19 protein-coding genes and 1 tRNA gene are annotated in these 24,024 nt (G+C 61.0%); 12 read left to right on the top strand and 8 right to left on the bottom strand.

Features of this window, described 5'->3' with window-relative positions; genetic code table 11:
- Positions 1-124: 124 nt before the first annotated feature.
- A complete protein-coding gene (locus NW862_RS09265) occupies positions 125-550 on the bottom strand; it encodes a TerB family tellurite resistance protein (protein WP_414336125.1) in 426 nt (141 codons plus the stop codon).
- Between the two features lie 171 nt (positions 551-721).
- Here NW862_RS09265 and NW862_RS09270 point away from each other — a divergent pair, with 171 nt between their 5' ends.
- Complete coding sequence (locus NW862_RS09270) at positions 722-1,849, top strand: iron-containing alcohol dehydrogenase family protein (protein WP_414347060.1); 1,128 nt, start codon at positions 722-724, stop codon at positions 1,847-1,849.
- Between the two features lie 6 nt (positions 1,850-1,855).
- On the opposite strand, the gene NW862_RS09275 is transcribed toward NW862_RS09270, so the two are convergent.
- The 3 genes from NW862_RS09275 to NW862_RS09285 form a co-directional block, all read right to left on the bottom strand.
- Positions 1,856-2,755 carry a DMT family transporter gene (locus NW862_RS09275; RefSeq protein WP_414336121.1) on the bottom strand — a complete coding sequence of 300 codons (900 nt, stop codon included), beginning with the start codon at positions 2,753-2,755 and terminating at the stop codon, positions 1,856-1,858.
- 298 nt (positions 2,756-3,053) lie between these two features.
- Complete coding sequence (locus NW862_RS09280; RefSeq protein ID WP_414427112.1) at positions 3,054-4,172, bottom strand: glycosyltransferase family 9 protein; 1,119 nt, start codon at positions 4,170-4,172, stop codon at positions 3,054-3,056.
- Positions 4,173-4,284: 112 nt separating this feature from the next.
- Complete coding sequence (locus NW862_RS09285) at positions 4,285-5,100, bottom strand: hypothetical protein (RefSeq protein WP_414427113.1); 816 nt, start codon at positions 5,098-5,100, stop codon at positions 4,285-4,287.
- 131 nt (positions 5,101-5,231) lie between these two features.
- Here NW862_RS09285 and NW862_RS09290 point away from each other — a divergent pair, with 131 nt between their 5' ends.
- Both NW862_RS09290 and NW862_RS09295 read left to right on the top strand, forming a co-directional pair.
- The gene (locus NW862_RS09290; protein WP_414427114.1) at positions 5,232-5,372 is read left to right on the top strand and encodes a hypothetical protein; all 141 of its coding nucleotides are present in this window, start codon (positions 5,232-5,234) and stop codon (positions 5,370-5,372) included.
- 156 nt (positions 5,373-5,528) lie between these two features.
- Positions 5,529-6,806 carry a DUF4912 domain-containing protein gene (locus tag NW862_RS09295; protein ID WP_414349021.1) on the top strand — a complete coding sequence of 426 codons (1,278 nt, stop codon included), beginning with the start codon at positions 5,529-5,531 and terminating at the stop codon, positions 6,804-6,806.
- A 199-nt stretch (positions 6,807-7,005) separates the two neighbouring features.
- On the opposite strand, the gene NW862_RS09300 is transcribed toward NW862_RS09295, so the two are convergent.
- A complete protein-coding gene (locus NW862_RS09300) occupies positions 7,006-8,037 on the bottom strand; it encodes an anthranilate phosphoribosyltransferase family protein (RefSeq protein WP_414336078.1) in 1,032 nt (343 codons plus the stop codon).
- A gap of 29 nt (positions 8,038-8,066) precedes the next feature.
- Positions 8,067-9,032 (bottom strand): LysR family transcriptional regulator, encoded by a 966-nt coding sequence (locus NW862_RS09305; protein ID WP_414336079.1) that lies wholly within the window; start codon positions 9,030-9,032, stop codon positions 8,067-8,069.
- Between the two features lie 124 nt (positions 9,033-9,156).
- Here NW862_RS09305 and NW862_RS09310 point away from each other — a divergent pair, with 124 nt between their 5' ends.
- The 3 genes from NW862_RS09310 to NW862_RS09320 all read left to right on the top strand — a co-directional run bounded on the left by NW862_RS09310 (position 9,157) and on the right by NW862_RS09320 (position 10,829).
- The gene (locus NW862_RS09310; RefSeq protein WP_414336081.1) at positions 9,157-10,308 is read left to right on the top strand and encodes a serine hydrolase domain-containing protein; all 1,152 of its coding nucleotides are present in this window, start codon (positions 9,157-9,159) and stop codon (positions 10,306-10,308) included.
- Positions 10,305-10,733, top strand: coding sequence for an XdhC family protein (locus tag NW862_RS09315; RefSeq protein WP_414427115.1), 429 nt, complete (start codon positions 10,305-10,307; stop codon positions 10,731-10,733). The genes NW862_RS09310 and NW862_RS09315 overlap by 4 nt, the downstream gene beginning before the upstream one ends.
- Positions 10,734-10,755: 22 nt before the next feature.
- Positions 10,756-10,829 (top strand) — tRNA-Met (locus NW862_RS09320).
- A 207-nt stretch (positions 10,830-11,036) separates the two neighbouring features.
- Here NW862_RS09320 and ilvB read toward each other — a convergent pair.
- Entirely contained in the window at positions 11,037-12,863 is a 1,827-nt protein-coding gene (gene ilvB, locus NW862_RS09325; RefSeq protein WP_414334131.1) for a biosynthetic-type acetolactate synthase large subunit, read from the bottom strand.
- Between the two features lie 177 nt (positions 12,864-13,040).
- Here ilvB and NW862_RS09330 point away from each other — a divergent pair, with 177 nt between their 5' ends.
- Both NW862_RS09330 and NW862_RS09335 read left to right on the top strand, forming a co-directional pair.
- Positions 13,041-14,669 carry a phospholipid carrier-dependent glycosyltransferase gene (locus tag NW862_RS09330; protein ID WP_414349134.1) on the top strand — a complete coding sequence of 543 codons (1,629 nt, stop codon included), beginning with the start codon at positions 13,041-13,043 and terminating at the stop codon, positions 14,667-14,669.
- 110 nt (positions 14,670-14,779) lie between these two features.
- A complete protein-coding gene (locus NW862_RS09335; protein ID WP_414334108.1) occupies positions 14,780-15,844 on the top strand; it encodes a Gfo/Idh/MocA family oxidoreductase in 1,065 nt (354 codons plus the stop codon).
- 250 nt (positions 15,845-16,094) lie between these two features.
- On the opposite strand, the gene NW862_RS09340 is transcribed toward NW862_RS09335, so the two are convergent.
- Positions 16,095-17,936: a transglutaminase domain-containing protein gene (locus NW862_RS09340; RefSeq protein WP_414334110.1), complete on the bottom strand. Its 1,842-nt coding sequence runs from the start codon at positions 17,934-17,936 to the stop codon at positions 16,095-16,097.
- 217 nt (positions 17,937-18,153) lie between these two features.
- Between NW862_RS09340 and NW862_RS09345 the strand changes: the two genes are divergently transcribed.
- The 4 genes from NW862_RS09345 (at position 18,154) to NW862_RS09360 (ending at position 23,988) form a co-directional block, all read left to right on the top strand.
- Complete coding sequence (locus NW862_RS09345; protein ID WP_414334112.1) at positions 18,154-18,990, top strand: sulfite exporter TauE/SafE family protein; 837 nt, start codon at positions 18,154-18,156, stop codon at positions 18,988-18,990.
- A 245-nt stretch (positions 18,991-19,235) separates the two neighbouring features.
- Positions 19,236-21,293 (top strand): GspE/PulE family protein, encoded by a 2,058-nt coding sequence (locus tag NW862_RS09350; protein WP_414427116.1) that lies wholly within the window; start codon positions 19,236-19,238, stop codon positions 21,291-21,293.
- A gap of 154 nt (positions 21,294-21,447) precedes the next feature.
- Positions 21,448-22,590, top strand: coding sequence for a type IV pilus twitching motility protein PilT (locus tag NW862_RS09355; RefSeq protein ID WP_414334116.1), 1,143 nt, complete (start codon positions 21,448-21,450; stop codon positions 22,588-22,590).
- Positions 22,591-22,761: 171 nt separating this feature from the next.
- Positions 22,762-23,988, top strand: a complete 1,227-nt coding sequence (locus NW862_RS09360) for a type II secretion system F family protein (RefSeq protein WP_414334118.1) — start codon at positions 22,762-22,764, stop codon at positions 23,986-23,988.
- Positions 23,989-24,024: the final 36 nt, after the last annotated feature.

A 24,024-nucleotide genomic window follows, 5' to 3' on the forward strand; every position in this document is an offset into this window, starting at 1 on the left:
AATACATCCAGAATCAGTCAGAGGGTGCTATCCATCCCCACCGTATAGACGGTGGGGAATTCCGCACCTTACGTTAATCAAACTTTTCCCTGCGCCGCTCCCCAGATGGTGTGGTCAAAATGTGTTAGGAAGCCTCTCCCCTCACAGCCTTGGCCACGCGGCGGAAAAATTGCCCCACACCCTTCACCAGATTGGGCGCCGATTCTGGACGAGGTGGGATCCCTGCCATGAGGGTGTGGTAGTCATCCAAGAGGGTGTGCTCTTCTGGAGAGACTGTGTCGTCAGCCATCATCAGGTTGCCAATTGCTCCCAAAAGTTGTAAGCGCTCGGTTTCACTGGCCTGAGCAAGATAATCGGCCATCCAGCGCTCGGTTTGTTCCATCGGGATGGGCTTTTGGATCAGTTCTCGCAGCTCGGTATCGTGCTCCAAACCATAGCGGCGCAGCAGGGATCCCAAGTAGGCCAGTTCCTGGGGTTCCAAATGCCCATCGGCCCAAGCGGAGCCGGCCACAATTTTGAGTATGAGCTGATGCTGGGTCGTCGGGTTCATGATCCCTTGTTGCTAAACGGCACCGTTGCCCTGCTGGGTGAGCGCCAGAGAAGGTTGACGCTAACTTAGCCCTAACTATAGCCCTGCGGCGAGCCAGACCTCTAGGATTTGCCGCTAAGATCATGTTCTGTATTCACAAACACTGAGCTGATTTCTCTCCCCTTTCTGGCAATGCTGAGCGCCTCTTCTTGCAAATGGGATCTGGCCATTCCGGCCCCAGGCCGGCTGTACCGCGGCAGCGGCATCCTCGAGGCCGTACCTCTGACGATCCTGGGATCCCGCGTGTTGGTGATCGGGGGGGAGCGATCGCTAGCTGTGGCTGAACTGCCCCTGAAGCGCAATCTGGAGCGGGATCCCGCCGTTCAGGTCTACTGGAGCACCTATGGCGTCGATTGCAGCGAATCGGAGCTGGCTCGTCTCCAGGCTCTGGCCACAGCAGAATCCGTAACCGGCATTTTGGGGGTGGGGGGCGGCAAGGCGTTGGATACGGCCAAGTTGGTGGCCCATCGGTTGGGGATCCCGGTGGCGACGGTGCCCACCTCTGCTGCCACCTGTGCCGCCTGGAGCGCCCTGTCCAACATCTACTCGGAGGCCGGAGCTTTTCAGCGGGATGTGGCCTTGGAGCAGGCACCTGCCGCTTTGATCCTGGACTATGACTTGATTCTGCAAGCGCCAGCACGCACCCTGGTGGCCGGGATCGGAGATGCCTTGGCCAAGTGGTACGAGTCTTCTGTGAGCAGCGGCAGTTCAGAAGATGCCCTGGTGATCGGCGCTGTGCAGCAGGCCCGCGTCTTACGGGATTTGCTCTTGCAAAAATCGGTGGCGGCCCTGCGGGAGCCAGGTGGGACTGCTTGGAGGCAGGTGGTGGACGCCTGCATTTGCCTAGCGGGGATCGTCGGCGGCATGGGAGGGGCCAAGTGTCGCACCGTGGCCGCCCATGCTGTCCACAACGGCCTTACCCATCTGTTGGGGCACCGGGCCACCCTGCACGGCGAGAAAGTGGCCTTTGGCATCTTGGCCCAGCTCCGCCTAGAGGAGATCCTGCAGGGAAGCCAGTTGGCGCTGGCCGCCCGCACCCAGCTGCTGGAGTTCTACCGCCAGGTGGGGCTGCCCCTCAACTTGCGGGATCTCCACCTCAACCACCTGGGATCCGCTGAGCTGCTGCAGGCTGCCCAAGTGGCCTGCCAGCCGGGATCCGATATTCACCATCTGCCCTTCCCCGTTAGCCCGGAAGCCCTGCTGGTGGCCCTCACCACCACCGACTTGACCAGCTCCAGTCCCGTCCTGCCGCGGCTCTAGGCTGGCCTAGAGATCTTCCCGCTTTCCAACTTTGCCAGTCCAGGCCGGGGTTTGGGCCCTCTGCAGCCGGGCTTCCCTGTAGGCCCCAGAGGTGGCGCCTGCCAAGACCAAGGCTCCGCCCATCCAAGTCCACCCATCCGGGATCTCGGCAAACACCCAGAACCCGATCAGGCTAGCCCAGAGGAGGCGGAAAAAATCAAGAGGCAGCAGCATGGTCACCTCGGCCAGCTTGTAGGCTTGGGTGAGGGCCACCTGGCCCAGGCTGCCCAGCAGCCCCATTGTCGCCATCCACAGCCACTGCTCCGGCGAAGGCCAGCTCCAAACCCAAACAGCAGCCAAGAAGGAAAGGGGAGTCTGCAACAGGCCCATGTAGGCGGTGATCGTGAGGCTGGACTCGGTGCGGGCGAGGATCTTGAGCACAATGGTTACCCAGGCAAAGAGGGCTGCCGCCGCCAAAGCTAGCCCTGTCCCTAAAGAGAGCTCCCGAAAGCCCGGCCTTAGCATCACCAAGGCCCCGGCAAACGCCAGGCCCAATCCCAGCCAGCGGGAGGGGCGCATCTGTTCGCCCAACACCCAGACCGCCATGAGGCTGGCAAACAAAAGCTGGACAAAGCTCAGCGCCGTTGCTTCCGCCAAAGGCAACAGGCTGGCTGCCCAGAAGGAAAGCAGCATCCCCAAGGTGCTGATTGCCGAGCGCAGGAGGTAGAAGCCCATCTTGGCGGTGCGCAGAGAGTGGATCCCTGCTCGCAAAAGCAGTGGCACCAGGGCAAGTAACCCAAATAGGTTGCGCAAGAACACAATTTCAAAAGGGTGCAGGGCGGGCGTGTTGAGCCGGATGATCGCCCCCAAACAGGCAAAGCAAAAGGTGGCCAGCAGCTTCAGGGCAACCCCTTGCCAGGCTCTCATTTGGCCCCACTCTGCAAACCGCCCCACTTGCGCGTTCTCAACGTTACAGCTCACACCCAAACGGTTTAGGCACAGAGTTTTCAGCCTCGAACTCTCAGCCTAAGCGGACTGTCAGGGATCCGACCTGCGCTCCTGGGCACTCTCTGCCACCCCCCTGGTCAGCAGGGAAAAAGACGGGGATCCCTGGGAGCTATGGCCATCTCGAATAGCCATGAACAACAGTTGTCCCCTCGCTCTGTAGCTCCCCTCTCCCAAAGGGAGAGGGGATGGGGGTGAGGGAAGAGATCGGCTGGAAGTCCTAGGTCTTCTTTAGAATCTCCTGCAGGTAGCCGATGACTGTTTCTGGCCGGAGGTGGGCCATGCAGGGGTGGCCCTCCACCAGGCAGGCTTCGTTTTTGAACTTGTTTTCCACGCAGACCCGGCATTTATAGGAAGTTTGGGTAACGTAAACGTGGGGCAGGCGAGGTGCCCACAGCCGCACCGGGCTAGCTCCATCGCCATCGGCATCGTTGCCAAACAGGGCAATGGTGGGGCAGCCCACGGCCGCCGCAATGTGCATCGGCCCCGCGTCCACGGAGATACAGACCCGCGCCCGCTTCAGGGCCCCGGCCAATTCGATCAAGCTGGTTTTGCCCCGCAGGTCGATCATCCCCGTTTGCGCCAGCAGCTCATCTTCGCCGCCGCCGTGGTAGAGGGATCGCTGCAGCTCCGGGGCACTGCCGATTAGCCCCACCTGCAGGCCCTGCCCCCGGCACCACTGGATCACCTGGCGCCAGTACTCCAAGGGCCACATCTTGGCGCGGCGGGTGGTGGTGATGTGCACCAGGACTTCCGGCACGGGAAAATCGGGATCCCGGCTGGGCAGCTCCAGGCGGAAAAAATCTGTTTCCACATAAGCCAGGCGGCAGAAGATCTCGGCAATGTAGTTGCTGGTGAGAATATCTTTGTAGCGCTGCAAAAACTCCAGGCTGTTCCAGTCGTCGTCCTGGAGCATGCGCTGCACCGGGTCGGGGCCGGGATCCAGCTTGCGGCGAAAATCCAAGGTCAGGCCGGCCCCGGCAATGTACTGGGGTCGCAGGGCCGTCACCGCCACCAGGTTGAGCTCGCTGAACTCGTCGCAATTGATGGCCAGATCATAAGGCCCGGCCTGGGCCACACGATCCCGCACTGCTGCTGTTAGGGCCTCGAGGTAATCGGGGCGGCGGCTGTAGAGGGGGAAGCTGAAGTCGATATAGGGACAGTGAAGCTCAAAGTCGCGCGTAATCTCGCTGCCGAAAAAATCCAGCACACAGCCGGGGTATTTTTCCTTGAGGCCACGCAGGAGGGGGACGGTGACCACGAAGTTGCCCACCTTGCTGGAAGAAAATACCGCTAGATGAGGCCGTTCCCGCAGAGGTTGGTTGGCAAACCGTTGCATAGGGTTGGGATCCCCAGAAAAAGCCGTTTGCGTCGGCGGCGCGGAGCACGTTTGCTAGGCTAACATCCCCAGATCCCCTTCGAGGCCAGCGCCGGGATCCCTGGGCCAGACTTCAGGGCCGGCTGGCCTGGCTGCCATCCCAGATGACCACCACGGCAAAGCGATCCAGAAAGCCATCGCTGGCGTTCATCTGGCGCAGGTTGAAGGCGTCTTCGGCGGAGATCACCAGGTCGTAGCCCAGCATGCGGGTGGCGCGGATGCGGTGGGGCCGTTCCCCAATGCGGTTGACCAGCGAGCGGGCCTGCTCTTCTGAGGTGGTATAGGCGGCAGTGCCCTCGCTGCCCACAAAGGCAGCATTGAGATCCTGGCCAAGGTTGAGGGGCGGGTAAACTGGGTTGCCGTCGGGATCCAAAAGGCGCATCGATTGGCTAGGGAGAAAATCCAGGCCGCGGGCATCCACGATCAGCCCTGTTACCTGCGGGGTTTGCCGCTGGGATCCTGCTTCGAGGCCAGCTCCCCCCCCTGGCCCCTGGCCTGTGCCCACCCCCGAGCCAGGGCTGGAGCCGCGCCCCCCGCTCTGGCCGCTGCCGGGCCCGCTCCCTTCTCCCTGGCCAGAACCCGAGCCACCGCCCCCGCTGCCGAACTGGCGCAACAAGTCCAAATCGAAAATCGGCCCTTCCAAGCTTGGGTTCTCGCTAGAAACCGCCGACTCTACTTCTACCTGGTCGGGAGTAACCGGGCGCCAGGGCGTTTCTTCCGGGAAGGGTTGTTTCTCAACCGCTGGGGCAGGGGATCCCCCTTGCAGGCGGTAAAGGGGAGGAAACAGGGTTTGTGCTTCGACAGCTTCCCCCGGCCAGACCAGGATCCCCAGCGCTGCCAAGATCGCTCGGATCCCTGCGCCTTGAGTTCTATCTTTCCACCACCTCATGCCCCCACCTCACGGCCTGAAAACCTGTGGTTTGCTCTGCAGCCGCCCACCCTTCCCCCATGCTACCCAGGCAGGGCCGGTTCGGTAGGGGATCCCGCGCAGTCCTCCCTTTGGCTGGAGAGCAGCGGTCGATGTTTTTCCCTCGTGCGGCGGGATCCCTGGCTCAAGATGGCTGGGAAAGCCAGGCGTTGATCCCCAGCGATCCCCAAGCTCTTGACCGCCAGGCAAAAATACGCAAACATGTGTTCATCATTCTTTGTGATCCCCGTTGATCCCGACCTGGAATCATCAGGGGTTGGAGAGTGCAAAGCAGGCCGTCACGCCAGTAGGTTCAAGGCTGTACTGAGCCACAAGCTGGGATCGGCCTTTGGGTTAGAAGCTGGAGCATTGCACAAAGCCTGAGTTGTCGAAGACAGGAGACCCTGACCATGCCACCAGAGCGGATCCCGTTGGAAGAAATGACCATCCGGCAGTTGCGAGAAGAAGCTGCCCGCTATCAGATCCCCAAGTACAGCCGTATGACCAAAGACCAGCTTATCGAGGCCATTCGAGAAGCCCAGGCCAAAACTGGCTGCCCCACCGATGCGATGCCGGAGCCCAGCGGGCAAGAGTCGGTTACCGGGACGAAGTATGTCGGCCAAGTAGCTAGCAAGCCGGATCTGGCCGATGTAGACAAGGGGCTGGGGGATCTGCCCGACGGCTATGGCGAAAGCCGCATTGTCCTGCTGCCGCGGGATCCCCAATGGGCCTACGCCTATTGGGATGTGCCCAACGAAGCCAAGGAGAGCAAGCGCCGCGAGGGCGGCCAACAGTTGGCGCTGCGTCTGTACGATGTGACAGATATTGATTTCGACCGCCAACCGGCCCACAGCATGCAGGAGTACCCCTGCGACGAGCTGGCGCGGGAATGGTACTTGCCGATCCCGGTGAGCGACCGCTCCTATTTGGTGGAGATCGGCTACCGGACGGCAGATGGCCGCTGGCTGATGTTGGCCCGCTCGGCAGCGGTGATGGTGCCCCCGGTTTATCCTTCCGACTGGTTTGAAGAGCACTTCCTGACGGTGCCCTTCGACGTGGCACTGCAGGGCCGCACCCTCTACCAGCTCACCGAGCCCTACAAGCGCAGCGCCACCGGCATGGGCGTGGTGGCCTACAAAGGCGATGAGCCGCAGCGGGAGGCGACGGCGGATCCCTTCCTGGACATGGTGGGCGACTTCGAGGCAATGCGGGTGGCGGGATCCCTGTTTGGCAGCCACCAAATGGGCAGCCGTCAACTGGTGCCGGAGCAGGCCATCAGCTCGTTCATTATCCCCTCGGGTGTGGGTATGATGGGGATGGCTATGGCCGAAGTGCCTGCTGCTCCCTGGATGGCTTCCGGATCGGGCCTGGGGCTGTTCTCCGGCGCTTCCGAAGTCCTGCCGCGGCGCTCCCGCAAGTTCTGGCTGGTGGCTGATGCCGAGCTGATCGTCTACGGGGCCACGGAGCCGGATGCCACCGTCACCATCGCCGGGCGCAAGATCCAGCTCAACCCCGATGGCACCTTCCGTTTCCACATGGCTTTCCCCGATGGCAACATCGACTTCCCCATCTTTGCTGTGGCTGCCGACGGCGAGCAAAATCGGGAGATCCACATGACCTTCGACCGCCGCACCCTCTCCCGCCGCACCAACACCAAGGAGGAGGCCATCGAGGAGTTGTTGCCCTAGAGGATCCAACTTTTCGTTGCTTGCCCCCTGGAGCTGGCCGGGGGCTTTTTGTTGCCGAGTGAGAGTTATTTAACCGGTGATGCAACCCAACTCCCCTCTCCCTCAGGGAGAGGGGCTGGGGGTGAGGGGATCCCTCAGGGAGAGGGGCTGGGGGTGCCTCAATCCAGTTTGTGAACTTATGAAACAAGGGATCCCGGCCCTAGGAGCGGTCGATCAACTGGGCCAGTTGTTTCAGCTTCTTCATCACCTGTCCAGAGCAAAGCAGGTCTTGCGCCTGTTGGATCCCTTCCTGCAAAGAGGGAGAATGGCCGAGGAGCCACAGATAGCTGCCCCCATTCCAGAGAACGGCTGGGGTGAGTTGACAAGGATCGCCGCTGAGCACCTGCTGCATCTGCTGCTGCAGCTCTTTTTCGCCGGCAAGAGGGATCTCTGGGCCTGCCAAGTGGCAATCGCGAGCCTTCAGGAGCAGCCGTTGCCCGCCCTGGTTCAGGATAGCTGCTCGTTCTCGCGGCAGGTCGCAACTGCCTTCCAAACCCTTGACGGTGGTAAATTGCCCGATCTCCCGCAGGGCAAACAGCTCCAGCAGCGTGGCCTCGGTGGGCGGGTGCACATAGCCCGCCACCAGGTGAAAGGGGCCTTGGTAGGGCGCCCAGACCAGCTCCAAGGTGGCCAAGGGGGGGCGTTTGCCGATTTGATCCCGGTAGTCCATCAGGGCCTGGGCTTGGGGAAAACAGGTGGGCAAATACAAAAATCCCAACCCGGTTTGTTCCAGCAGTTGCCCCACCTGCCCCAGGGATAGCCCCCGCCAATCGACCCCCAAGAGGCGCCAGACGACCTCCAAAGGTAGACCATACTTGGTGGGACAAAAGCCGGAGCCATGCAGCAAAACGGCTGCCCCTGCCGCGGCCAACAGCAAAGCCACCAGCACCCCCAGCGGCGCAGTCCGCGAGCGGCCATCGTAGGGATGGCCAAAGATAATCAAAGGATGGGGCAAATCCCGTTGGGGCAGAAGAGGGCCGTATTCTGCGTAGGCATCCAACATACCGGCCAGCTCTTCGGCGGTGGGGCGCTTGATGCGGTGGGCAATTAAAAAAGCTCCGATCTGGGCGGGAGTGGCTTCCCCCCGCAAGAGCATGCGAGCAGCGCTGGCCGCTTCGGCTCGGCTGAGATCTTGGTGAGTATGGGTGCCGCTGCCGATTTTTTTCAACAGCTCGCGAAACTCTTGGCTCATAGCATCGGCGATCAGGAGGGCTGGGCTACTCAGGATACTGACAACAACCTGGCAGATGGCTGAGGGATGTGGGGATCTGTGCCGGAAGCGGGCTCAACCTCGGGCTGCCTGATGAGCTGGGCGGCCAACTGCAAAAACCGGCGAATGGGCGGAATCTGGTAGCGATCGCTGGTGGTGACCATCACCACCTGCCGCCTCAACAGGGGAGGCTCGGTGGGCCGCACCTGCAACTCCGGATCGGCGCAGCAGTCCACCAGGGCCGACTCCGGCAGGAGAGCGATCAACTGCCCCTGTCGCACCACTCCCCGAAAGGCATCTAGGGTGTTCAGTTCCAGGGCTGCTTTGAGAGGGAGCCCCTGCCGGGCCAGATGGGATCCCACCAAGGAGCGCATGGCGTAGCCATCCTTGAAGACAGCCTGAGGATACTCGGCCAGCGCCTTCCAGGGGATCTGCTCGTAGCGGCTGAGGGGATGGGTGGAGGGCATCAACACCTGAATCGGCTCGGAATACAGCGGCTCCACCACCAGTTCTGCCCCCCGCGTCATCAGGGGATTGTCCATGACCAGGGCCACATCCACCAGCCCATCCCTGAGCACCTTCAAGGCGCGGTCGCTGCCCAGAGCCGTGACCCGCAACTGCACCTCTGGGTGCTCTTGACAAAACTGTTGCAGCACGGGCGGCAGTTGATGGGCAATCAGGGAATGGATCCCAGCAATGCAGAGTTCGGTCTGCTGGCCCTGCAGCCATTCTCGAAGGCTCTCCTGAGCCCGCTGCCATTCCTGACAGATGCGACGGGCATGGGGCAAAAGCCGTTCTCCCGCCACAGTTGGGGCCACCGGGTTTTTGCGATGCAACAGCGGGGCGCCCACGGCCTCTTCCAGAGCCTGGATCTGGCGACTGATGGCCGATTGGGTCAGACCCCTGAGGCGAGCAGCGGCCAAAAAGCTGCCCGTCTCCACCACGTTCAAAAAGGCTTGCAACAACTCCAGCCGCATTCGGGATCCCTTGGGCAATGTAACCAGCCACGGTGGCATCCTAGCCAGGGAAACGGTAGGCTTTTGTAAACGCCGTTACCAGTTGTTGGCTTGAGGATCCCCAAGCCAGGGGGAGACGAAGCAGATGAGTTGGGATCCGGCCTTGCTGACGGAGCTGCTCAACTCCGCCGTCCCGCGCCTTTTCCCCGCTGCCCAGGTGGCCATTCGCCACCGGGGAAAGTGTATTTACTCAAGGGCGGCAGGCTATCTTGACCCTGAGACCCGGTGCCAACCGACAACCTTGGCCATCTGTTTTGACCTGGCCTCCCTGACCAAGCTCTACACCGCCACCGCCTGCATGGTCTTGGTGGAAGCTGGAGCGTTGCAGTTGGATCAGCCGGTCAGTCTCCTGTTGCCGGAGTTTCAGGGATCCCGCCCCATTGCCCCCTATGAGGATCCTCTGCAGCCGGGGAAATGGATTGCTGTGGAACCGGAAATCGAAGGCGAGCTGATCCCGGCAGGGCAGGTGACGGTGCGGCAGTTGCTGGCCCACACCGCCGGCTTGCCCGCCTGGCGACCCCTTTTTCGACAGCCCGACGCCGCATCGGCCCGGCACATGGCCCTGCACACTTTTTTTTCCTACAAGCCGGGATCCCGTGTGGTCTACAGCGATCTGGGATTGATCTTGCTGGGCCTGGCTTTGGAACGTCTGAGCGGGGCCAGCCTGGATCAGATCTTGCACGCCCAGGTCTTGCGGCCTCTGAGCCTGAGCCAAACCCGGTTTTGTCCGGGGGATCCCTTCCATCCACCCCTTGCCTCTGTCCCTTGCGCGCCCACCGAGCTGTGCCCCTGGAGAAGGCGCCGTTTGCAGGGGCAGGTTCACGACGAAAATGCCGCCCGCCTGGGCGGGATCGCCGGCCATGCCGGGCTGTTCGCTACGGCAGAGGAGGTGGCCGCCTTCGGAGAGAGTTTTTTGACGGGATCCCTACTGCAGCCGCAGACGGTGCGGGAAATGACCCGCGAGCAGTTGCCTCAGCCAAATGCTCCGCAGCGCGGTCGCGAACGTCGAGGCTTGGGGTTTGCCTTACGCTCTGCGGATCCCTTGGCCAGCAGCTACCCGTTCAGCCCCGGCGCCTTCGGCCACACCGGCTTCACCGGAACCTCCCTGTGGATCGATCCAGAGCGGGAACTGGTGGTGGCCCTGCTCACCAACGCCGTCTATCACGGTCGGCAGGAGAACGGGTTCCAGGCTTTTCGGGTTGCCTTCCATCAGGCCATTCTGAGAGGACTGGCTTGATCTTCGATCTTTGTATCGCCTATCTGGCTGGCTTTCGCATTTGGGTTCAGGACGACCGCCCGGACTGGGTAACCCCTCAGCGCTTTCCCGATGCCGAGCGGCTGTACCCACAGCCCTTTGCCCAGCTTATCCCCGATCTGCAGAGGATCCCGCAGCTCTACATTGCTCTTCTCACCCGCAGCTACAACCTCGATGGCCAAACCCTACGGGCCATTTATCACTCCGGCCCCCATTACTTGGGGATGATCGGTAGCCGCAAGCAGGTGCAAGCCGTCCTGCAAACTCTGGCCCAGGAAGGGATCCCTGAAGCCAATACCCACCCAAAACGGCGAAACTCGGTTGACACTCCCACAGCTTGGCCGGGGAGTTCCCACGCAGTCCGGTACCCAGTCTCCCGAGGTGTAGGCTTGCCGGCTGACTGCTGAAGGGGCTAAGCTAGAAGAACGGCGCGGGGTAGAGCAGCCTGGTAGCTCGTCGGGCTCATAACCCGAAGGTCACTGGTTCAAATCCAGTCCCCGCTATACGTAATCTCTTGCTTGATAGGCTCAAGCGCAGTGGGCCTGGTAAGCACTCTGTGCCACCACCTCTAGGCTCTCTTCCAGAGGTCAGGGATCAGCCTGATATTTGATTTGATTTTGATAATGACCACGAAAGGCGGCGGTTAAACAACGGCGGCCCTTCTCAGAGGGATCCCACCCTCCTCGACCCAATGGCCAGGCCCGCCGGCTCTAGAGCTTGGTGCCGCACTCGGCGCAGAACTTGTGCAGGCTGGGGTTTTTGGCGCCGCAATTGGGGCAGTAGATGAGCTCGGCGGCCTGTTCCAGTTGCCGCTTTTCCGGCAGCCCAATCATCTGGTAGTTGGCTTTGCCGGCAGGCACCATCGGGTAGCAGTTCTCATCCCGCTTGACCACAAAATCGGCCAGCACCGGCCCCTCGTGGCGCAGCATCTCCTGGATGGCATCGTCCACTTGATCGGGGTGATCGACGCGCATGCCCTTGACGCCAAAGGCTTCGGCCAGCTTGACAAAATCCGGCATGCCCGGAGCCATATCCGAGTGGGAGTAGCGCTCGCCGTGGAAGGCCTGCTGCCACTGGCGCACCATGCCCTGCCAGCCATTGTTGATGATGGCCACCTTGGTGGCAATGCCGTACTGGGCCACCGTGCCCAGCTCCTGCATGTTCATCTGAAAGCTGGCATCGCCGCTGATGCAGATCACCTCGGCGTGGGGCAGGGCCACTTTGACCCCCATGGCCGCTGGGAAGCCGTAGCCCATGGTGCCCAGGCCAGAACTGGAGATCCACTGGCGCGGCCCGTTGCGCAAAAACTGCGCCGCCCACATCTGGTGCTGGCCGACATCGGTGGTGTAGTAGGCATGGGGAGCGTGGCGACGAAACGCATCGATCACCTGCTGCGGGGCGATCACACCCTCATAGCGGGGCACCTGCAGGGGGTAGTCCTGCTTCCAGCGCTCGATCCGCTCCAGCCAAGCCTGCGTCTGGCCAGGGGTGTGGGGCATTTTGCTCAGTTGCGCCAACAGCTCCACCAAAACGGTGCGCACATCTCCCACAATCGGCACGTCCGGAGCGCGGTTTTTGCCCACCTCTGCCGGGTCAATGTCGATGTGGATCACCTTGGCGTGCTTGGCAAATTCGTCCAGCTTGCCGGTTACGCGGTCGTCGAAGCGGGCCCCCACTGCAATCAGCAGGTCGCACTCGGTAACGGCAAAGTTGGCGTAGGCAGTGCCGTGCATGCCCAGCATCCCCACCGAGAGGGGATCGTTCTCATCGAAGGCCCCCTTGCCCATGAGGGTGGTGGTCACCGGGATCTGATAGGTGTGGGCCAGCTCGGCAATCTCCGCATGGGCACCGGAGATGATGGCCCCGCCGCCCACGTAGAGCAGGGGACGCTTGGCCTGCAAAATCAGCTTGGCCGCCGCGTGGATCTGGCGCGGGTTGCCCCGCACCGTGGGCCGGTAGCCGGGGATATTAACCTCAGTGACCGGCTGGTAGTCGAACTCTTCCAGGCCCACATCTTTGGGAATGTCGATCAGCACCGGCCCTGGCCGCCCGGTGCCGGCAATGTGAAAAGCCTCGGCCACAATCCGAGACATTTGGCGCGGATCCCGCACCACGTAGGAGTGCTTGACGATGGGCAGGGTGATGCCAAAGATGTCGGTCTCCTGAAAGCCGTCGGTACCGATCAAATGGCGGGGCACCTGGCCGGTGATCACCACCATGGGCACAGAGTCCATCATGGCGTTGGCGATGCCCGTCACCAGGTTGGTCGCCCCTGGCCCCGAGGTGGCGAAGCACACCCCCACCTTGCCGGTGGCGCGGGCGTAGCCATCGGCAGCATGGGCCGCGGCCTGTTCGTGGCGAACTAGAAAATGTTTGAGCAGCCCCTGAGATTCGGCTTTGTAGAGCTCGTCGTAGACGGGGAGGATGGCTCCCCCCGGATAGCCAAAGATGTGCTGCACCCCGTGCCGGTGCAGGCTGTCCACCAACGCATATCCACCCGTTGCCACGATGTCTTCTCCCCACTGAGATGACCGGATGTCAAGCGCCCACTCTCAGGAGAGCCGGCGTAGGCAAAGCGGCCAGAAGTTGGCCAACTTTGGTATTTGTATTCAACTCCACAGTCTAGCAGCGGTTTGCTCTCAAATCGCTCAGATTTTCACGGTCGGCTAAAGTAACACTGGGGATCCCCATCGTCGTCTTGTTTGCTGCTGCCCATGACTTCCAAACCAACTCCTTCTCCCAGCGATCCAGAGCTGGCAAGGTCGGAAAGAGACGAGCTGCTGCCGGGTGGTAGGCGGGCCGCTGGCACTTCTTCTGCTGAGGTAGAGACTGTTGCTCCTGCTTTGTCCGGCGTCGGGTCAGAGGGATCGCGGCGGTGGCTGCTATGGGGGGCGCTGGGGATCTTTCTGGTGGGCCTGGGGTTGCGCCTGTGGCGGCTGGACGAGTTTCCGGCTCCGGTGTTCGACGAGGTGTATTTCCCCAAGTTTGCTCAAAATTATCTCGACGGCGAGCCTTTCTATGATGTGCATCCCCCCCTCGGGAAATACTTCATTGCCCTCAGCATTCAGGTGTTTGGCCGCAATGAGTGGGGGTTCCGCTTCGCCACCGCTTTTTGTGGATCCCTGATCCCCTTGTTGCTGACGGGCTTGGCCTACCGCCTCACTTACCACGTGGGCTTTGCCCTGTTGAGCGGGAGCCTGCTGCTCACGGATGGAGTGTTTCTGGTGGAATCCCGCTTTGGCCTGATCAACGTGTATCTGGTGGCCTTTGGGCTGGCGGCCACCATTCTGCTGCTGAGCGGTCTGGAGCGCCAAGGTTGGCAACGGGCCGTCCACTTTGCCGGCTCTGGGATCCTGTTGGGAGCGGCAGCTGCGGTGAAGTGGAATGGCCTCTGGTTTGCCTTCATGTTTGCCCTGCTGGGGATCCTCGTCTGGGGGGTGATCTGGCTGCGCCCGCAGTGGATCCCACGATTGGGCATTTTGATCCAAATCCGCCATCTGCGCTGGTGGCACTATGCGTTCTGCTTCGTCCTCGCCCCGCTGGCCTTTTATGCCATCCAGTGGATCCCCCATCTGCAGCTCAACCCGCAGCAGGGGCTAACCCTGGATTGGAGCTGGACGGGCATCCAGAATTATTTCCGATCCCTGGTGCTCATCAACCAATCCGTTTACGGCGGGCACCTGCATGCCGATCTCGTGGTGGATGAAAACACCCCTGTTCACCCCTACTGCTCCACCAGCTTGCGATCCCTGGTGGCTTGGTTCCCCGCCTTGCGTCCTTGGCTGACCACGCCCTTGGCTTCGGCGGGGGCCTGGTCCTGGCCGATCCTGGGCCGTCCCGTGGCCTACTACTTCAGCAGTCAGGGCGACCTGTGGCGAGCGGTTCATGGCCTGGGCAATCCCTGGCTGTGGTGGCTGGGGACGGGATCCATCTTGGTGCTCGTCTGGCGGGGGATCCGTCGCTTCCACGGCCTGGAAGCCTTCATTTTGATCGGCTACGCGGCCAATTACCTGCCCTGGTTTCGAGTTAGCCGCTGTGTTTTTATTTACCACTACATGAGCGCTCTGGCCTTTAGCACTCTGGCCCTGGCCTGGCTGGTGCTGCTGGGCTGGCAGAGTTATCGCCGCTTCTGGCGCGGGACGAGTATCACGGCAGTAGCCTTGGTTTTGGCATCTTTTCTCTTTTTTTCCCCGCTTTGGTTTGGCCTTCCCCTCAGTCCCGGCGGATTTTACGCCCGCATGTGGTTTCGCCCCACGCCGACCCCGCTCTTTTGCTTTAGCCCCCAGGCCTGTGAGCGAGCACCCCTACGCCTGCCACCCGTCCCCGGCCTGAACTGGATTTGAGAAAGGCATGGTAAGCTTTGTGAAGTTCGTTTCGTGAAATGCTGCCCGCTGTTACCAAAAAATAGGGTATGGTTCGCGAAACCCTTGTGGTGGAGGTATGTGGAAACGTCATGGACCGATCCTGCCCGAGTCCTGCCAACTCTCCCCGCCGTCCACCGGCCTATACAGGGCAAGCTGTCCCGGTTGGGGTAATCGGGGTCGGCAACATGGGCCAGCACCACACTCGCGTGTTCAGCTTGATGAAGGATGTGCGGGTCGTGGGGGTAGCCGATATCAATGTGGAACGGGGATTGGATGTGGCCAGCCGCCACCGCGTTCATTTCTATGAGGACTACCGCGATCTGCTGCCCCACGTAGCTGCCGTGGCCATCGCCGTACCAACGGTTCTCCACCACGAGGTGGGCATGGCCTGCCTAGAGGCCGGCGTCCATGTGCTGATCGAAAAGCCCATCGCCGCCAGCATCAGCGAAGCAGAATCGCTGGTGAACCGAGCTGCCGATTGCAACTGTATTTTGCAGGTGGGGCACATCGAGCGCTTCAGTCCCGTTTTCCAGAAGCTGGGCCAAGTCTTGCAAAGCGAGGAGCCGCTGGCTTTTGAGGCCCACCGCCTCAGCCCCTATTCCGACCGCGCCAGCGACGTGTCGGTGGTGTTTGACCTGATGATCCACGACATCGACCTGTTGTTGGAGCTGATCCCGTCTCCTGTGACCCAAATTACCGCCAGCGGCAACCGCGCCTCTAAGTTGGGCTACCTCGACTACGTCACCGCCACCCTCACTTTTGCCAACGGCGTCATTGCTACCCTCACCGCCAGCAAGGTCACCCACCGCAAGGTGCGCAGAATTGCTGTCCACTGCAAAAATGCCTTGGTAGAAGCGGATTTTTTGCACAACGAGATCTCCATCTATCGCCAGGGATCCGCCAGCAGCAGCAGCGACTACGGACAGATGCCCTACCAGCGGGATTGCTTGATTGAGAAAGTCCACACCGACAATATCGACAAGCTCCATGCCGAGCTGGAGCACTTCATTAACTGTGTGCGCGGGGGCAATCAGCCCTCTGTGGGTGGGGAGCAGGCTCTGAAGGCTTTAAAGCTGGCCTCGGAGGTAGAGCGGATTGCTCTGGACGGATGTGCCTGGAGCGAAGCCAAGCCCCGCCGCAGCCTTTTATCTTAGTCCATCCCACCAACAAAGTCATTTCAAGTAGCAATAAAACAGTTCGTTACGTCGTTATTGCTGGGCAACGCTGTCGAGAACGCGCTGCTCCAACTTCCCTCTCCCTTTGGGAGAGGGGGCGGGGGTGGCTGCCGCAGAGCACTTAGGCGGCCTCGCAGTCGATCCCCTCAGAGCGCTTGCCATCCTCAGGCATGAGGGCCAAACCTGAAGATGTGAAACGTGGCAGCTCGGTCCATGCGCGTTCTCCGTTTCAAATTTCTTCTAAGATGCGAAATTGCACATGGTTAATGGCTAGCTCTCCAATCGAGGCTTGATCGGTGTTGATCGTCTCAAACGGGATCCCTTTGGCGATCTCGGCATGGGTCCAGGGCAGGCCCATAAAGTAGCGCTGCGGATAGGGGCGCTCCCCCCGATCGTCGGGGTTTGACTCCATCGGCACCCAACCCCAACCGGGCAGGTAAAACTCGATCCACACGTGGTTGTATTGGGGAAACAGCGGGATCCCTTTCAGTTCGGGGTGGGGAGGACACTTGTAGCGCCCCACCGTGCGGCAGGGGATCCCATTGAGGCGGGCCAAGGCCAGCAGCACCCCCACATATTCGCCGCAGGAACCGGAGCCACGCCGCAAAACCTCATCCGGCGGGTCGATGCGGGAGGTGACCCGGTAGGAAAGCTTGTCGTAGACATAGGCGCGAATGTTAAGCATTTTGCGCAGCAGGTTGGTCTCGCTGCCGACGGCCCGCCGCGCCGCCTCCCGGACAATCGCAGTGTCCATAGCCAGGTAATCATCGTCCACCAAGTAGCGATCCCGCAGATCCGGGGGCACGGCGGCCTCTTCTACATCCAGCGGATCGATGCAGTACTTGATGCTGTAGAGATCCAGCACCGCCCGCCAGCCAAAGAGGCGCACCTCATCGGCCCCCAGGGATCCCAGCGAAAACACCGCCACCTGTTGGCCGGCTTGCTCCTCCAGCTCAAACGGCAGGCCTACCCAGTGGAGGCTGCGCACCCGTTGGCGAGGGCTGTTGCAGGGCAAGGCAATCCGCCAGACCAAATCGGGCAGGGCGCGCGGCTCTTCTTGGGCAATTTCTTCCATATAGGTCAGCTCCACCCGGTAGCCGTGGGAAAGGGTGTAGGTGGCGCGCTCCCCCAGGCGCTGGGGCTGAAAAACCACCGAACAAGCAATGGCGGGATCCGTGGACTTGCTGCTGCTGACCCAAGGGGGGTCTGGGGGGGGATCCAAGGGCCGCAGGCGCAGGGGGGCCACCCAGGTTTTGTTGCGCAAGGCCACCGACAAGGGATCCGGAGCGTTGGGGTTGTCGTGGATATAGGCTTCTTCGTGGGCGTAGGCCACCCAGAGTTGTCCCCGCCAATGGGCCAAGCCGGTCGGCCCAGGAGAAGGGGTGAGGATGCGGGCCAATTCCCGCCCGGTCTGGCGCTCCAGCACGTAGATCGTCTCTTCCACCCGATCGCTCACCCAAAGGTAGTCTCCCTGTACCGCAATCTGTTCTCGGCCAATCCCAGGGGCGGGCATCTCCTGCACAATGAGCCCACGACCGGGATCCAGGTGCAGGAGCTTTTCCCGTTTGTAGCAGGTGGCATAGAGGTGGCGGCTGCCTGTGTGGGGATCGATCCAAAGGGCGATCCCTTCGATGGGGCAGGGGCACCCGCACACTTGAAAGGCTTCCAGGGATCCCGGTTGCTGCAGTGCGGCCATGGGAATGCGCAAGATTTGCCCCTCCTGCTCCCGGCCACGACTCTGTCCCGCTGGCGCGGCCAGCCAGATCCAAGCTTGCTCCCCCTCTGACTCTATCCACAAACCATAAGCACCTTGGAAAGAATGGACGTGATGGGGGTTGAGCAGCAGGGTGTTGTGCTCCTGGATTTCTACTAAATAGCCCCTCACCCGATCCAGGCCCAACAGGCGCTCTCCCCAGGTGGCCAAGCCTTCCAGAGCGACCAACCCCAGGGGTTGTAGAGGAGCTGCAGTTGCCTGTGGCCGCCCAGAGAGGGGCCACCAAGCGGGCTGGGATACCGTGGAATCCGGATTTTTCTGAGCATCCAGATCGCTTGCCGAGTGGATGGCAACCATGGAGGCTTCCTTGCCTGCGAAGAGGCCAGCCTGCTCACGCAATCTACATTGGCAACAGGCCCAGGCCAGTACGACTGCCAACATTGTAGGATGTGCTCCCTTTTGGCTCCACCCCAAGGGATCCCTGGCCGTTTGTGTTGTCTGCCAGTCCTGCCGGGGACAGAGAATGCTACGATGACAAGCATTTTGTTATCAGCAAGGTCGGGAACCAGAAACCATGGAAAACAATCTGGCCTTGGCAGTTGGCGGCCTGGTGGCCGGGATCCTGGCCGGTTTTTTGGGCATTGGCGGCGGCACGATCCTGGTGCCCTTGCAGGTGAGCTTGGGGATCCCACCGGTTCAGGCTGTGGCCACCAGCAATCTTTCCATTGTGATGACCTCGATGGCGGGCAGCGTCCAAAACTGGCGCATGGGCTTGCTGGATCTGAAGCGGGTCATCTGGCTGGGGATCCCGGCGTTGCTCACGGCGCAGGTGGGAGCGAGCATCGCCAGCCGCATGCCCAGCCATCTGCTGTTGGCCGCCTTCGGGGTGTTGCTGCTGGCCAACACTTACCTGGTGGAGCTGCGCAAAACGGTGGCCACCCAAGCCTTGGAGACAGAGTTCTCGCCTGCTGCTCAAGTGCGGATGTCTCCCTGGTTGGCCCGCCTCCTGACCGGTGGCGCTGCCGGCTTGTTGGCCGGACTGTTCGGCATTGGCGGTGGGGTGATCATGGTGCCCATGCAGATCCTGCTGCTGCAAGAGACGATCAAGGTGGCGATTCAAACCAGTTTGGGGGCGATCGTGATCACAGCCGTTGCTGCCACCGCCAGCCATGCGGGTCTCAGCGATTGGATCTGGAATGGGCTGGGGTTTGGGGACGGCACCATCCACCGGAATGTGCGTTGGATCCCAGGCTTGATCCTGGGGACAGGCGGGTTAATCGGTGTGCAGATCAGCACCCGCACCCTGCCCAAGTTGCCCGATGAAACGGTCAGCCTGCTGTTTCGGGGCTTTCTGGCTATTCTTTCTCTCTACATTTTTTGGCAAGCCTGGCAAAGCTACCGAGTTCTGTGAAGCGATCCTGGTCTGCCCCAGCAGTCAGGACAGGAGTCCTGGTTCCAAATTATCCGGCGTCGCTCCCAACCTTCGGGCCTGCAATTTAGGGGGCGAGGTGGTTTTGAATGCCAGTTTAAGCCCAGCTGGGGCATACTAAGCCCAGAGTGGGCGCACAGACCTGCGTGTCTTCGCCGTTGACCCTTGTAGCCTAGTGCAGTGAAATAGAGACATTGATGTAACAACAGGGTGGGTGGCCCAGCAGCATGAACGACCTTCCTACTCCTTTTACTGCTCGTCGTGGTGGCGTCAGCAAGGCCCTGGCCATCGCCAACGCCAGCATCACCCCCTTTGGCCGCAAGCTAAAAGAGCTGGGCTTTGCCGACGACAAGCAAATCCAGGACATTCAAAATGCCCTCAAAGCCAATCGCGAAGGGGGCAGCAAGGCCCTAGCTCTGGTGGTCAAAGAGATTGCCGGCAGAGAGATCACCCCCGACCTGGAGCGGGCCTACAAGCGGCAGCAGCTCTTTGAGCTAAAAATCATCTACGGGATCCCCTCCCTCGACATCGATCTGGAGCCGGTGGAGATCTCGGAGATGATCGGGCTCATCGACTCGCTCTTGCCCCTTGATATTTGCAACCGCTACAAGTTCTTGCCCGTCCGCCGCCAAGACAACCAGGTGCTGGTGGCGATGGTCAAGCCGGATAACCTGCAGGCGCTGGACGACATTCAGCGGCGCTTCCGCATCCAGGGGCTGAAGCTGCAGCGGCGGGTCTTCACCCAGCGGGATTTCGAGGCCCTGATCAACCGCTACATGGACGCGCAGGCGGAGCTGTTGGCCATCAAGGGCATCAACGACGCGGCTGCCGCCCAAGAGGAAGAAGAGGTGGTGGTCAACACCGCCGAAATCGATCTGGACGCCATCGAGGATACTACCGTCGATGAGGCCAGCGAGGGATCCCTGGAGCAGCAGCTCAAGTCGGCAGACGATGCCCCGATCATCAAATTGGCCAACCAAATCCTGATTAAGGCACTGCAGGACGGTGCGTCTGACATCCACATCGAGCCGCAAGAAGAATACCTGCGCATCCGCTTCCGCAAGGATGGGGTGCTGCGGCAGGCTTTTGAAAACTTTCCCAAAAAGATCGTCCCCGCCCTCACTGCCCGCTTCAAGATCATCTCCAACCTGAACATTGCCGAGCGGCGGATGCCCCAGGATGGACGGATTCGCCGGGTCTTCAAGGGGCGTAAGGTGGACTTCCGCGTCAGCACCCTGCCCTCCCGCTATGGGGAGAAGATCGTGCTGCGGATTCTGGACAACTCCGCCACCCAACTGGGTTTGGATAAGCTGATCACCGACCCGGAGACTTTGGCCAGCTTTAAGGAGGTTGTCAGGAGACCCTTTGGCTTGATCTTGGTAACCGGGCCCACCGGATCCGGGAAAACCACCACCCTTTACTCAGCTCTGGCGGAAGTGAACGATCCCGGCATCAACATCAGCACCGCCGAGGATCCCATCGAGTACTCCCTGCCGGGGATCACCCAGGTACAGGTGATCCGCGAGAAAGGCATGGACTTTGCCATGATCCTGCGCGCCTTCTTGCGGCAAGACCCGGATGTCATCCTGGTGGGGGAAACCCGCGACCACGAGACGGCCAAAACCGCCATCGAAGCCTCCCTTACCGGCCACCTGGTGCTGACCACCCTGCACACCAACGATGCCCCCGGTGCTATCGCCCGCTTGACGGAGATGGGGATCGAGCCTTTTATGATCTCCAGCTCGCTGTTGGGGGTGCTGGCCCAGCGCTTGATGCGTCGGGTATGTACCGAGTGTCGGATCCCGTACCATCCCACCGCTGAGGAGCTGGCCCGCTATGGTCTCAGCCTCAGCGGTGATGGGGAGCAGCTCACCTTCTACAAAGCCAACAAGCTCTCCCCCAAAGAGGTGGAACAGCGCAAGGCCACCGGCAAGCCCATCTGCGAGAAATGCGGGGGCGTGGGCTACAAAGGCCGGGTGGGGGTCTATGAGTTCATGCGCATGAACGACCGCCTGGCGGATTTGATCAACAAAGAAGCTCCCACGGAGGTGATCAAAGAAGCAGCGGTGGAAAGTGGCATGAAAACCCTGTTGGCCTACAGTCTGATGTTGGTGAAGCAGGGCCTCACCACGCTGGAGGAGGTGGATCGGGTAACCCTCACCGATAAAGGATTGGAAAGCGAGCTGAAAGCCCGCGCCAAGGCTCTCAGCACCTGCCGCAACTGCGGTGCCGCCCTGCATGTAGACTGGATGGACTGCCCCTATTGCCTGACGCCGAAGTTTTAGAAAACCGGGCTTGTCACTTGACGAGGCTGAGGTGCCGACTATAACAGTCCTAGACAGGGATCCTGTACCGTTGTTTCTTCAACATCGCTTTGGCCGACGGCTCTTTGGATAGATAGCTTTACTGACTTCTACTGACTTTGGAGAACCCAACCCTATGCCCCAACTGATGATCGAAGACTTGATGGAGGCAATCGTCCAGAAGGGCGGTTCCGACATTCATATTTCGGTGGGTTTGCCCCCCTACTTCCGCATCAATGGCGAACTCCAGCCAACAGAGCACGAGCCCCTCACGCCTGAAGAGGTGCAGCGGCTCATCTTCAGCATGTTGAACAACACCCAGCGCAAACACCTGGAGCAGAACTGGGAGTTGGACTGCTCCTACGGCGTGCGTGGGATCGGTCGCTTCCGCGTCAACGTCTATCGTGACCGCGGCACCTATGCCTGCGCGATGCGGGCGCTGGCCTCTGAGATCCCCAACATCGACAAGCTGGGCCTGCCGGATGTATGCAAAGAAGCCGCCCGCCTGCCACGGGGTCTGGTGCTGGTGACCGGCCCCACCGGATCCGGCAAATCCACTACGCTGGCCTCCATGATCGACATGATCAACCGCGAGCGGGCCGAGCATATCCTCACCATCGAGGATCCTATTGAATACATCTACACCCCCATTCGCAGTATTGTTCACCAGCGGCAGTTGGGGGAAGACACCAAGAGTTTTGCCAATGCCCTACGGGCGGCCATGCGGGAGGATCCGGATGTGATCCTGATCGGGGAGATGCGGGATCTGGAAACCATCCAGTTGGCCATTACCGCCGCCGAGACGGGCCACCTCTGCTTTGCCACGGTGCACACCAGCTCTGCTGCCCAGACGGTGGATCGCCTGGTGGACGTGTTCCCGCCGGAGCAGCAGCAACAAATCCGCGTGCAGCTCTCCAACTCCCTCAAAGCCGTCTTCTCGCAAACTTTGGCCCGCCGCCTCAACCCCAAGCCAGGAGAACCGGGGCGGGTGCTGGTGCAGGAGATCATGGTGGTGACGCCGGCCATCGCCAACTTGATTCGGGAGGGCAAGACCGCCCAGATCTACTCGGCCATCCAGACAGGGGGTAAGCAGGGCATGAAGACCCTGGAGCAGGATCTGGCCAACCTCTACCTGCAGGGCAAGATCGACTTCGATACGGCCATGTCCAAGACCTCTCGCCCTGAGGAGTTGCAGCGACTTTTGGGCAACGTCTCCGGGCCATCGCCAGCCGCGGCAGCTCAACACCAGCGGCCCGCAGCGGCTGCCGCCCGTCGCTAAACGCTGGCTCCAGGGATCCCTGGCTGAGAGTTCCTCGCCAACCTCTGGCCGCCGGCCCCATTTGTAGCTAAGCTCTAGCTGAAGAGAGCGTCGGTTTGTCTAAGGTTGCGAGACTGAGCCAAGGGATCCCATTCCGGCGTGTCGAACTAACGATCCAAGCAGGGGTAAGCCATGCCGCGCTACAAGGTTCGGGGGCTAAAGGCCGGTCAGCCGGTGCGCCTGACAGTGGTGGCCAACAATTTGACCGAGGCCCGCGCACGGCTGCGCCGGGAGGGCGTTTTTGCCAAACAGGAAGACATCCAGGAAGAAAAGCCCTTCTTCTCCCTGGATACCTCTTTTGATTTCTCGATGATGGGATCCATCGACATTCGCGACAAGGCGGTGTTCTCGCGGCAATTTGCTGCCCTGATCAACGCCGGCGTGTCGATGGTGCGCTCCCTAACCATTATGGAGGAGCAGACCGGCAACCCCAAGCTCAAGAAATACCTGCGGGCGATTCGAGCGGAAGTGGAGGCGGGGAAGAACCTGTCCGATTCCATCCGCCCTTATCCGGATGCCTTTGACGGCCTCTACTGCAGCATGGTGCAGGCGGGGGAGGTGGGCGGTGTGCTCGACGAGGTGCTCAACCGGCTGGCCAAGCTGCTGGAGGACATGGATCGCCTGCAGAAGCAGATTAAATCGGCCATGACCTACCCGGTGGTGGTGACCATTTTGGCCGTCTTAATCTTTTTGGGCATGGTGCTGTTCATCTTGCCCACTTTTGAGAGCATCTACAACGACTTGGGGGGGGAGCTGCCCGCCTTTACCCAGTTTTTTATCAACATCAGCAAGTTCCTGCGCACCCCCCAGTACAGCTTAGGCCTGGTGGGCTTTTTGGTGGCGGTCTTTTTTGCTTTCCAGCGCTTTTACCGCACCCCCGCCGGCAAGGAGACCATTGATGCTCTGGCCCTCAAGCTCCCCATTTTCGGGGACCTGATCCAGAAATCGGCGGTGGCCCGTTTTTGCCGCACCTTTGGGGCCCTCACCCGCTCCGGGGTGCCGGTGCTGACTTCTTTGGAGATCGTGCGCGACACTTCCGGCAACCAGGTGGTGGCCAACGCCATCGACGCTGCCCGCCAATCCATCTCAGAGGGGGGGCAGATCGCGCCGGCCCTGGATAAGGCCAAGGTCTTCCCGATCATGGCCATCCAGATGATCAGCGTGGGCGAAGAGACGGGGGAGCTGGATGCCATGTTGATGAAGACGGCGGACTTCTACGAGCTGGAGGTGGAGGAGGCGGTGCGCGCCCTCACCAGCTTGATCGAGCCGCTGATGATCGTGATCTTGGGCGGGATGGTGGGCTGCATCATCGTGGCCATGTACCTGCCCATGTTCAACGTGTTTGAGCTGGTGAAGTAGCGACTGAATCCCCAGGGCAACCAGAACCCATCGGGA

Origin of the sequence: Synechococcus sp. H55.8 (assembly GCF_047462375.1) — a bacterium.
In the GTDB taxonomy this organism is placed as follows: domain Bacteria; phylum Cyanobacteriota; class Cyanobacteriia; order Thermostichales; family Thermostichaceae; genus Thermostichus.